The following is a 10917-nucleotide window of genomic DNA, read 5'->3' on the forward strand; positions in this document are numbered from 1 at the left end:
TGTAATTTGAAAGTTATAGTTATTGTATAAGGAAGAATTTAATTCAAACAAAAAGCACTCTAAGTAAAACTTAGAGTGCTTTTTTATTTAAAGGCAAAAGGGGAAATTTATTCTTATAAAAACTCTCCGTGTTGAGAGATATCTAATCCTAACTCTTCTTTTTCTTCAGTAACTCTTAGGGGAGTAATTTTATTTACGATAAAGAATAAAGCGTAAGAAGCAACAAAAGCAAAGATCGATACCACTACTAATGCTGTCAATTGGTTGATAAACAATGTAGGTGTGCCAAAAACTAAACCTTGATTATCTCCAACAGCAGGGTTGATAGCTTTTGAAGCAAACACTCCAGTTAACAGCATACCTACCATACCACCAACACCGTGACAAGCAAATACATCAAGAGCGTCGTCAATTTTTCCTTTAGGGAATTTGCTTACTACAAGATTACTTACAATAGCTGCAAATGCACCAATAAAGATAGCGTGAGATATACTTACGAAACCAGCTGCAGGTGTAATAGCAACAAGACCTACAACAGCCCCTATACAAGCACCAAGCGCAGATAATTTGTGACCTAAAATTTTATCTAAGAAAACCCAAGCCATAGCGGCAGCGGCAGCAGCAACAGTTGTTGTTCCTAAAGCTTGCACAGCTAAACCATTTGCTCCTAAAGCTGATCCGGCGTTAAAACCAAACCATCCAAACCATAATAAACCAGTTCCTAACAACACATAAGTAATTCTGGCAGGATTAACTTTTTGTACTTTTCTTTTTCCTAAAAAGATTGCTCCAGCAAGAGCTGCCCAACCTGCACTCATATGTACAACAGTTCCTCCTGCAAAGTCAAGAACTCCCATTTTAAAGAAAACTCCATCAGGATGCCATGTCATGTGTGCTAAAGGAGAATATATGAAAATGATAAATAAAACCATGAATAACAAGTAAGCCCAAAAACGTACACGTTCTGCAAATGCACCAGTAATTAAGGCAGGTGTAATGATTGCAAATTTTGCCTGAAATAATGCGAATAACATAAACGGAATTGTTGGTGCAAGGCTCCATGCTGTGCTGGTTCCAACACCTTCAAAGAATAAGTTGTATGATGGATTTCCGATGATTCCTCCAATTGAAGGACCAAAAGCTAATCCAAAGGCAACCACAACCCATAGAATTGTAACGATTACCATTGCCATAAAACTTTGAAGCATTGTGCTGATAACGTTTTTCTTACCTACCATTCCGCCATAGAAAAAACCTAATCCAGGAGTCATTAACAATACAAACGCCGTCGCAACGATCATCCAGGCAGTATCTCCTGTATCAAACTTTACCGCTTCTGCAGGAATTGGGTTATCTGCAATGATAAAATTTGATATAAAGGTTAGTACTAAAATAGTGATAAGAATCACACTTAAAATAATTTTTCGCATAGTTATTTAGTTTTAAAATTTTTGATAAAAGTATAAAATCATTCAATACCCCATAAAAAAATAGGGGTAACTGTTTTATTTTTATTAAATTTTCATTTTGGCCCCTATAATTTTAAATCTATTTCTTAAAATAAACTTAAAATTTACAATTTGTTAATCATTGAAACCTGATTTATACTGTTTGTGGGTTTTGTTAACAAAAAAACGTAAGAATAGTTTTGTTTTTAAGAGTAACTATGTGTAAATAATTGAAAAATGTCGAAAAAGTGGTTTTATTTGTAAATAAAAAAGGCATCAGATGAATTATTCAAATGATGCCTTTTTGGGAAATAACTAAGGGGTTATTTCTGATTGAACTTTGCCTTAAATTTATCGTTTAATTTTGTTTGGAAAGTTTCTAAAATAATAGTTCTACCTTGAATAAAAGCGCTCGTTAATTTATTTGTTCTCATATCCAATGCATCACCTTCGGAGATAAATAAAGTGGCATCTTTACCCGTTTCTAATGTTCCATAGCTAGTATCAATGCCAAGTAGCTTTGCTGTATTTAAAGTTATGAGCTGTACTGCTTTTTCTTTATCTAAACCAAAAGCGGCGCAAGTTCCTGCTAAAAACGGAAGGTTTCTAACACTCATACGTTCATGATCTCCGCTGTTTTCTAATCCTACCACGATACCTTTGTCCGTTAAAACCTTGGCCATTTTATAAGGAAGGTTTACATCTTGATCATCACTTGTAGGCATATCGTGTACACGTCTTAATAAAACACCTACGTTGTATTTTTGCAATGCATCAGCTGCTTTGTAAGCTTCAAATCCTCCAACAATAACAATCTTTTTAATTTGATTGTCAACTGCTAATTGAATGGCATCTACAATTTGCTTTTCTTCATCTGCATGAATATAAAGCGTTTGTGTTCCATCAAAAAGCCCTTTTGTAGCTTCGAGAACAATATTTCTTTCTTTACTTGCAGCTTGATTGTAGACTTTGGCATTTATTAAAAATGCATTTATTTCTTCGGCTTGTTTAGGATAATCTTTATTTGCTTCAATTAGTCCAGGTTCAAACCATGAACCAGATCTTTTAAAACTAGATGGAAAATTAAGATGAATTCCGTCATTCTCTTTTACAATAGCATCCTGCCAGCTCCAAGCATCTAATTGAACAATAGAAGACGTTCCTGAAATCCTGCCGCCTCTTGGCGTAACCTGTGCGATTAAGATGCCATTTGGACGAACGGTTTCAACAACCTTAGATTCTGAATTATAAGCAATAATACTTCTCACATTCGGATTGAAACTACCAATTTCTTCTTGATCGTCTGATGATTTTACAGCATCAATTTCGACTAATCCTAAGGTAGTGTTTGCTGCTATAAATCCTGGGTAAACGTGTTTCCCACTGGCATCGATAGTAGTATCATAAGCGTTGGCAGCTAATCTGATCGTTGTTGCATCTGCGACCAAGGTAATTTTTCCGTCTTTAAACCCAATAGCACTGTTTTGAATTACGGTACCGTTGCCTAAATGTGCAGTGGCATTTAAAATCAAAACAGATTTAGTTTGTTTTGGTGCCGGAATTTGCTGTGCATATATTGAAACAGAAGCAAAAAGAACAGGCAGCAGTTTATAAATATATTGATGTATCATGTTGTCTTTTTTTATTATTTTGAAATTTTTAAAAGCGTTATAACTGTTCTAAAGTGTCACAGTGATATTCTTTTTTTTCTTTTCGCGTTGGCTGCTGTGTGCTGTTTCCTTTGTTTTTTTCTTGCAGCATTTGTCCAATCAGTTCATTTCTTTCTTTTGTAATTGCCAATTGTTTTTGTGCATCTTTTTCAAGATCAAAATAGACAACTCCTTCAATGATTGTTTTTTCTGCTTTGGCATAAATAGATAATGGATTTTCGCTCCATAATACAACATCTGCATCTTTACCCACTTTTAAACTTCCTACTTTATCATCGATGTGTAGTAGTTTAGCAGGATTTAGAGTTACAAACTTCCAAGCTTCTTCTTCAGAAATATTCCCGTATTTAACTGCTTTTGCAGCTTCTTGATTCAATCTTCGCGACATTTCCGCATCATCTGAGTTGTAAGCCACTACCAATCCTTCATTGTGCATAATTGGTCCGTTAAACGGAATGGCATCATTTACTTCAAATTTATAAGCCCACCAGTCAGAGAATGTCGAAGCGCCAACACCGTGCTCCTTCATTTTATCAGCAACTTTGTAACCTTCAAGAATATGAGTAAATGTATTTACCTTGAAATTAAACTTTTCGGTAACATTCATCAACATTAAAATTTCAGATTCTACATAAGAGTGGCACGTAATAAAACGTTCTTTATTTAAAATTTCTGCAATGGTTTGCAGTTCTAGATCAACTCTCGGTGCTTTTCCTTTTTTAGAGCCGGTATTGAATTTTTTCCAGTTTTCATCATATTCTTTTGCAAGTTGAAAATAATCAGTAAAAACTTGTTCAACTCCCATTCTGGTTTGTGGAAAACGAGTAGGATTATCAATTCCCCAATTGGCTTGTTTAACATTTTCTCCCAATGCAAATTTGATAAACTTAGGCTGATTTTTATACAACATTTCGTCTGGAGAAGAACCCCATTTCCATTTTACAATCGCAGAACGTCCACCAATAGGGTTTGCTGATCCGTGTAATAATTGCGAAATAGTTACACCTCCTGCAAGATCTCTATAAATATTAATGTCTTCAGAGTTTACGACATCTTGAATAGTAACTTCGGCAGTAGAATTATGTCCGCTCTCATTCACACCTTTTGAAATGGCAATATGGGAGTGCTCGTCGATAATACCGCTTGTAATATGCTTGCCTTTTGCATCAATAATAGTTGCAGAAGCGTCAGAGAGATTTTTACCAACCGCAGCGATTTTTCCGTTTTTTATTAAAACATCAGTTTCCGTTAAAATCCCATCTTTTTCATTCGTCCAAACAGTAGCATTTTTAAACAATAAAGTTTGTGCAGTTTGTTTTTTAGCATCTCCAAAAGCAATATTAGGATACGTTACAGGAATAATACTGTTAGGTTTTTCTACTTTAGCAGAATCTTTTACAGCAACAAACGGACTTGTTTTTACCGCATTCCAAACCAATTCATCTCCATTGGATAAAACCGCTTTTCCAGACAAACTTTCTGGTTTTTCAATAAATCCTGTTAAACGTGTAAAAGTAGACTTAGTAGAATCTGCTGGTTTAATAACTAGAGAAATCCAATTTTTAGAAACTCCAAAAGTTGTTTTTAGTTTTTTGGCATCAACGGTAGTTATTTCAGATTTAGGACTATCCGCGGTTCCGTTAATTTTCCATTTATAGCTGTCCTTTCCAATAGTTAAATCATAATTACCGCGAATATCTTTTGCATTAATATCGGTTACTATAAATTTATTTCCTTGAACCCAGTTTTCAAATAAGATTGTTTTTTCGTCAAAAACCTCTCCCGAAGTAATAATGAAATTGGCATAACTGCCTGTTTTTAAACTTCCAACTTCATTACTTTTTCCTAAAATAGCAGCAGGAATTGTAGTTAGTGCTTCTAATGCTTTTGTTTTATCAAAACCATATTTAATTGCTTTTAAAAGATTGGGTTTAAAATCTTCAACTTTTTTTAGCTTGTCTGTAGTCAAGGCAAAAACAATTCCGTTGTCTGAAAGTACTTTTAAGTTCGTTGGTGCTTGATTCCAAAAGCGCATATCAGCCAGTTCAATCTGATTAGATAAATAAGGATTTGTGACATCATATGCTTCTGGAAAACTTATCGGGATAATAAATTTAGCATTTGTGTTTTTAATTTCTTCTATTCTTTCAAATTCATTGCCGCTTCCTTTTAGAATATAGTTTAAACCAAATTCTTTGGCAATTTTTGTTGCTCTTAAGCTATTTAATTTGTCTTCTGAAGCAAAAATTTGAACTAGTTTTTCATTGTTTGCCAATGCTTCTAAAGATAAATCTTTGGTTTCAGAATTTCCTTTTTTGTACCAATCCAAATCTAAATACATTTGGCGTAACAATGCCATCATACCCATTAGCGAGCTTGGATAAGCTTGATTGGTTAGTGCACTTCTGGTAAAGGCAAAATGGTTGGTCAATTTGTTGGCAATAATTTGTTTACTGTTGTCAGTATTATTTAAAGCAACCAAAGCACCGGTTCCTTGAGCAACTCCATCAGGAATATGCGTTCCAACAACTCCAAAACCCGCTTTTAATAATTCTTCGGCTTTAGGCTGGTCGTATTTAAAAGTTTCATACGAGTTTACTTCCGGAAGTATACTTTCGTTCCAGTAATAACCCGTTTTTTTTGTGTCATACAAAGGGCTGCGATCACGTCCTCGCGTTAAGTTAGATTTTGGTTTTTCGACTCCAAAAGAAGTATAAATATCAATAAACGAAGGATAAATTGTTTTTCCTGTCAGATCAATTGTAATACTGTTTTTAGGAATCGAAATTGTATTTCCAACGGCAACAACTTTACCGTCTTGAATGAGTAAAGTTCCTTTTTCGATTTTTTGCGTTGGAGTTACATAAATCGTTGCATTGGTGAATACTGTGTAGTTTTTAATTTTGTTATGTACACTTTCATTAACAGGGAAATAATCTTGCGCATGTATTTTTGTTAAAAACATGGTCAAAAAGAGTAATAGTACAGGTTTTTTCATGGATAATTGGGCTAATTTTTCATAAAAATAACAATTATTAGTATTTAAGCAAGCGTAAAATTTGAAAAGTGTTTTTTGTTAGGTAGAAATTAATAACTGGCTCAGTTAAAACAGAAGCTTAAAATTTTTGTGTAGTAAAATATTTACAAATAATAATAAGGTTTCCGTTTAAATTAAATACTTTTACTTTTCATTAAAGATATTATGTTAGTAAAAGTTTACGGAAGTGCTGTTTTTGGAGTTGAAGCAACAACGATTACGATCGAGGTGCATATGGATAAAGGAATTGGTTATCATTTAGTTGGTCTTCCTGATAATGCAATTAAAGAAAGTAGTTTTAGAATTGCGGCAGCGCTTAAAAACAATGGATTAAGCTTACCAGGAAAAAGAATCACAATAAATATGGCGCCCGCGGATCTTCGTAAAGAAGGTTCTGCCTATGATTTACCTCTTGCAATGGGAATTTTGGTTGGTTCAGATCAGATAAAAGCTCCGGAAATTGACCATTATATTATTATGGGTGAACTTTCTCTTGATGGAAGTTTACAGCCTATTCGAGGCGCTTTGCCTATTGCTATAAAAGCAAAAGAAGAAGGATATAAAGGTTTCTTTCTGCCCATTCAAAATGTAAAAGAAGCGGCAATTGTTGCCGGTTTAGATGTTTACGGTGTTTCTAATCTACAAGAAATAATTGATTTTTTTGATGGAAAAGGTACTCTTGAACCAACAGTAATTGATACTCGAGAAGAGTTTTACAAAACACTAGATTTTCCTGAACATGATTTTTCTGATGTTCGCGGACAGGAAAGTATAAAACGTTGTATGGAAATTGCTGCGGCAGGAGGGCATAATATTATTTTAATTGGTCCGCCCGGAGCGGGTAAAACGATGCTCGCAAAACGTGTTCCGAGTATTTTACCGCCAATGACATTGCGAGAAGCACTTGAAACTACTAAAATTCACAGTGTTGCCGGAAAGTTGAAAGAAGTAGGTTTAATGAATCAGCGCCCCTTTAGAAGTCCGCATCATACTATTTCGAATGTGGCACTAGTTGGAGGAGGAAGTTATCCGCAGCCGGGAGAAATTTCAATGGCACATAATGGCGTTTTGTTTTTAGACGAATTGCCAGAATTTAAACGTGATGTTTTAGAAGTAATGCGGCAGCCGTTAGAAGATCGTGAAGTAACAATTTCAAGAGCGAAATTTACCGTAACTTATCCCTCATCATTTATGCTTGTGGCGAGTATGAATCCCAGTCCGAGTGGTTTTTTTAATGATCCAAGTATGCCAAATACTTCATCGCCGCACGAAATGCAGCGTTACATGAGCAAAATTTCTGGCCCGCTTTTAGATCGAATCGATATTCATATTGAAGTTACACCAGTTCCATTTGATAAATTAGCTGACGACCGAAAAGCTGAAAGCAGTGTCGAAATTCGTAAGCGTGTCACAGCAGCACGTGAAATTCAGACCAAACGTTTTGAAAACGTAGAAAACATTCATTATAATGCACAAATGAGCAGTAAACTTATTAGGGAGTTTTGTGCTTTAGACGAACAATCTAAAGAACTTTTAAAAACGGCAATGGAACGTTTAAATCTTTCTGCAAGAGCTTACGATAGAATTTTGAAAGTATCCCGCACTATTGCCGATTTAGATAATTCGGAAAATATAATTTCGCAGCATATTGCCGAGGCGATTCAATATCGAAGTTTGGATCGTGAGGGATGGTTGGGGTAATTTTACACTTCAGATTTCAGATCTTAGATTTTTGATTGTAATGGGTTGGAGTTAAAACTTTGACAAAGTTCCCGTAATCTTGTCATTCCGAGGAACGAGGAATCGAACTAGAAAGTCGACAACAGCGTGTGCCCAGCATATGTGATTTCTCGTTCCTAGAAATGACAAATTTTAATATAATTCAATAAAATCCTCAATATGTATTTCCTCCAAAAAAACAGCATCGTGCGAAATTTGTGAAACCAATATCTGAGAATCTAGGTATGAGTTGCTTCTTGAATTGGAATTAAAATAAAAGGAATAAAATTAAAAAAAATTGTGAGGAGTTGATGTTTCTAAAAAATAGATTGTAGAAATTAATCAGCTGAAAATAATGGATAAAATGCATTAGTAAATGATGTTTATTTTGGATAAATTTAGTTAATTAAGAAATATGGCATTACTATTAATTAAAAATGTAAGATATTGCTGTGTAGTGATTTATCTTTTTGGTAAAGCAAATATTGTTAATTAATAGTTAATAAAACAAGATTTTTCTTAAAATTAAGCGAATAATTTTAATATTTACAAAAGGTTAACCAAAAATATTTGTAAAATTTAAATCAATTTAATTATGAAAAAATTAGTATTTACTGCTCTTTCGGTGGTAGCGTTTAGTAGTACAATAATGGCAAATACAATCAATGTAGAGTCTGAAGCAGATTACACTCTTTATACAACTAGTTGCACAGATGTGTATCATAGCACTTACATTGAATTTGTAGATGCAGGTTTACCTTATGATGCTCCTGGTGAAGCTTGGGCAGCTTATAAAGAGTGTATGGGGCATTAAAAATTATTGATATTAATAATCCGTTTAGATATTTAGTCTAAACGGATTAAAATTAAATTTTATGAAATATAAGTATATTGTTTTTTTCTTTTTTCTTTTGCATTAACTGCTCAAAATCTAGCCAAAGTAAATTATATAGTTTTACCTCAGGGAGGCTCTTTGGAAAAAAATGAAGTCGTCGTAAAAAGTAAATTGCGTGTGGATGGGATTGATGAAGAACTCAAGAAATTAGAATATGAGTTATTGATAAAAAATAACAAATCTTTTTTTTATCTAATTTCTGCATTGGATATTAACGAAAGGATTACAAGAATCGCTAAGATGTTTGCTGGAAAATATGATTATTATAGGGATAATGATAAAAAGACAGTTTTAAAAGTTATTGATTTTTCTGGAGAAACCTTTAATGTGTTATCGGAAGTAGATAATAATTGGCAACTTACAAATGAAACTAAAACAATAAATGGTTATTTATGTTATAAGGCATTAATACAAAAAAAAATTACCTATGAAAAAAACAAATAATAGGATAGAAGTAATAGCTTGGTATTGTCCAACTATACCATTAAGTTATGGACCAAAAGAGTTTGGCGGATTACCAGGTTTGATATTAGAATTGCACGACGACAAAATAGTCTATTTAGTCTCAAAAATAGATATAAATTCAAATTTAGATATTAAGATTAATGAAGTAAAAGGAAAGATAATTACAGAAGAAAATTTTGATAAGATAGTAGAGCAGACTCATCAGAATAATATGAATGCTATGCCAAAATAATGTTTGTGAATGATTCGTTATATACTATTCTTGCTTTTTTTCGACTATTTCTTTTTCTCAGACAAAAAGCTTTATAGGTGTGGTTTCTGACGATATAAATAAACCATTAGAATCAGCAAATGTAATTGCTAAGCCATTACAGGAAAAAGCAAGTCTCAAATTTTCTATTTCAGATCGCAAAGGGCGTTACCGTTTAGAACTCGATAAAGAGGTGAGGTATGAGATTACGGTTTCTTATATTGGGTTTGTAGAAGAAGTACTTATATTAGAACCTGAATCGGATAAAATGTCTCATGATTTTAAATTAAAAACCACTGGCGAAAATCTTAAAGAAATTGTGATTAAACATGACTTTAAACCAATTATAGTAAAAAAAGACACCTTGATTTTTGACGTGAATACTTTCTCAAATGGGAGTGAACGCAAAATGAAAGAAATATTGGAAAAATTACCAGGAGTAGAAGTAGATAAAAATGGGACAGTAACAGTACAAGGAAAAAAGGTAACGAAAATGCTAGTGGAAGGGAAATCTTTTTTTGGTGGTGGATCGAAATTAGCAGTAGAGAATATTCCAGCAAACGCACTCGATAAAATTGAAGTAATTGATAATTTTAATGAAGTAGGATTTATGAAGCAAGTTTCAGATAGTGATGATCTTGCTATGAATGTAAAGTTAAAGGAAGATAAGAAAAAATTTGTTTTTGGGGATTTACAGGCAAGCGCAGAAGTGGGTACTGAGGATAATGGTTTTTATTTGGCACATGCCGCTTTGTTTTATTATGCTCCAAAGACCAATATTAGTTTCATTGGAGATGCTAATAACATAGGCAAGAGCACTTTTACTTTTGATGATTTAATGCGTTTTGGAGGAGGCTTTAGTAGTTTTCTTTCAGGAAGAAAATCACTAACTAATTTGCGTACTTTTTCTAATGATAATACGGATGTAGTTCAAAGCAAATCACAATTTAGCGCCTTTAATTTTAGTCATGATTTCTCACCAAAATTTACTTTATCTGGATTCGGAATATTTTCTAAAATTTTTACGGCTTCGAGGATAGATAATACTATTGAATATCTGAATAACAATAGTACAGTTGATTATGAAAATAAAATAAGAAACGCAGATAATACAGCTGTTTTAGGAATAGGAAATGTAAAACTGGATTATTCTCCCACAACTAAAGAAAAATGGTATTATAATGGACAATATCAGTCTAGTACTAATGATTTGACAAGTGTTTTGAATTCTGTAACAGATTTAGGTTCAAGTATTTTTGAAACAATCAATAAAGCTGACAATGCATCAGTAAAGCAATATATTGAATGGCATAAAAATTACAATGAGCACCACACAACGACCTTTGTAGTCAATCAGGCTTATGATAAAATTACTCCCACAAATAATTGGTTTACAAATCAACCTTTTTTACAGGGATTAATCCCATTAAATT

6 protein-coding genes and 2 pseudogenes are annotated in these 10917 nt (G+C 33.3%); 5 read left to right on the forward strand and 3 right to left on the reverse strand.

All coding sequences use genetic code 11. The annotated features are described in order from the left end of the window. Positions 1-113: 113 nt before the first annotated feature. From BOW55_RS14945 to BOW55_RS14955, 3 genes are all read right to left on the reverse strand, one after another. Positions 114-1430 (reverse strand): ammonium transporter, encoded by a 1317-nt coding sequence (locus tag BOW55_RS14945; RefSeq protein ID WP_129024766.1) that lies wholly within the window; start codon positions 1428-1430, stop codon positions 114-116. 341 nt (positions 1431-1771) lie between these two features. After that, positions 1772-3079, reverse strand: a complete 1308-nt coding sequence (locus tag BOW55_RS14950) for an amidohydrolase family protein (RefSeq protein ID WP_129024767.1) — start codon at positions 3077-3079, stop codon at positions 1772-1774. A 37-nt stretch (positions 3080-3116) separates the two neighbouring features. Continuing rightward, positions 3117-6116 carry an amidohydrolase family protein gene (locus BOW55_RS14955; RefSeq protein ID WP_129024768.1) on the reverse strand — a complete coding sequence of 1000 codons (3000 nt, stop codon included), beginning with the start codon at positions 6114-6116 and terminating at the stop codon, positions 3117-3119. Positions 6117-6320: 204 nt separating this feature from the next. Here BOW55_RS14955 and BOW55_RS14960 point away from each other — a divergent pair, with 204 nt between their 5' ends. The 5 genes and pseudogenes from BOW55_RS14960 to BOW55_RS14975 all read left to right on the forward strand — a co-directional run. Beyond that, entirely contained in the window at positions 6321-7856 is a 1536-nt protein-coding gene (locus BOW55_RS14960) for a YifB family Mg chelatase-like AAA ATPase (RefSeq protein WP_129024769.1), read from the forward strand. A gap of 667 nt (positions 7857-8523) precedes the next feature. Next, on the forward strand, positions 8524-8688 hold the full coding sequence (locus BOW55_RS20840) for a hypothetical protein (protein ID WP_164975039.1): 165 nt from the start codon (positions 8524-8526) through the stop codon (positions 8686-8688). Positions 8689-8775: 87 nt separating this feature from the next. Then, positions 8776-9213: pseudogene (locus BOW55_RS21555) on the forward strand (GLPGLI family protein); the annotation flags it as partial. Beyond that, a complete protein-coding gene (locus BOW55_RS21560) occupies positions 9197-9466 on the forward strand; it encodes a GLPGLI family protein (protein WP_129024771.1) in 270 nt (89 codons plus the stop codon). The pseudogene BOW55_RS21555 and the gene BOW55_RS21560, both read left to right, overlap by 17 nt. A gap of 79 nt (positions 9467-9545) precedes the next feature. Next, positions 9546-10917: pseudogene (locus tag BOW55_RS14975) on the forward strand (carboxypeptidase-like regulatory domain-containing protein); the annotation flags it as partial.

The sequence above is a fragment of the Flavobacterium sp. YO12 genome, assembly GCF_004119495.1.
In the GTDB taxonomy this organism is placed as follows: Bacteria; Bacteroidota; Bacteroidia; order Flavobacteriales; family Flavobacteriaceae; genus Flavobacterium.